The sequence below is a fragment of the Kitasatospora sp. NPDC056181 genome (assembly GCF_042266225.1).
In the GTDB taxonomy this organism is placed as follows: domain Bacteria; phylum Actinomycetota; class Actinomycetes; order Streptomycetales; family Streptomycetaceae; genus Kitasatospora.
In genome coordinates this window covers 1-1025 of the sequence record NZ_JBHJUK010000354.1, presented here as the reverse complement: position 1 = coordinate 1025, position 1025 = coordinate 1, and the positions used below count along the sequence as shown (strand labels likewise).

The window sequence follows — 1025 nt, the reverse complement described above, 5'->3', positions numbered from 1 at the left end:
AAACCCGCGCAGAGGACCTCCTCACGGGCGGTCGCCGGAGCACGGCCTCCCCCTGCGGCGTACTCGGGGGCGGGCAGGGCCCCGCGGTCCAGCTTGCCGTTCACGGTCAGCGGCAGCACGTCGAGGACGACGACGGCGGACGGGACCAGGTAGGACGGCAGCAGATCGGTCGCGAACGCCCGCACCGTGGCCGGGAGTTCGGTGGCAGACCGGCCGTCGGCAGGGACCACGTAAGCCACCAGCCGGGTGTCACCGAGGGCGTCCTCACGGGCGACGACCGCCGCCTGCGCAACGCCGGCACACGCCGACAGCGCCGCACTCACCTCACCCGGCTCCACCCGGAACCCGCGAATCTTCACCTGCTCATCCGCCCGCCCCGCGAACACCAACCTGCCGTCCGCCGTCCACCGCGCCCGGTCACCGGTGCGATACATCCGCCCACCCGCCACGCCACCGAACGGCGCCGCAACAAACCGCTCCGCAGTCAACCCCGACCGGCCCGCATACCCGCGCGCCAACTGCCCGCCCGCGACATACAGATCACCCGGCACACCCACCGGCACCGGCTGCAAACGCCCGTCCAACACATAGACCCGGGCGCCCGCCACCGGCGCGCCCATCGGCACCGCCGACTCCCTACCGTCGATCCGCCCCGCCGTCACCATCACGGTCGACTCCGTCGGACCATAGGTGTTCACCAACCGCCGGCCCTGGGACCACAACTGCGCCTGCTCACGGCTGATCGGCTCCGCACCCACCAGCAGCGTCCCGAGCCCCGGCACGGCCTGCGGGTCCAGGACCGCGAGCAGGGACGGCACCACGCTCGCCGCACTCACACGGCTCTCCCGCAGCATCCGCGCCAGCAGGGTCGTGTCCGCGCGCTCCGCCGCCGACGCCACCACCAGGGTCGCGCCCGCCGAGAGCGTTACCGCCAGGTCCAGCACCGACGCGTCGAAGCTGAACGACGCGAACTGCAACACCCGCACCCCGGGCGCCGCACCCAGCTCCGGTGACAACGCCGCCAC

At 73.3% G+C, this 1025-nt stretch carries 1 protein-coding gene; it reads right to left on the bottom strand.

The annotated features are described in order from the left end of the window. A partial coding sequence (locus ACFC1F_RS43475) for an AMP-binding protein (RefSeq protein ID WP_376167377.1) occupies positions 1-980 on the bottom strand: 980 nt, incomplete at its 3' end. Positions 981-1025: the final 45 nt, after the last annotated feature.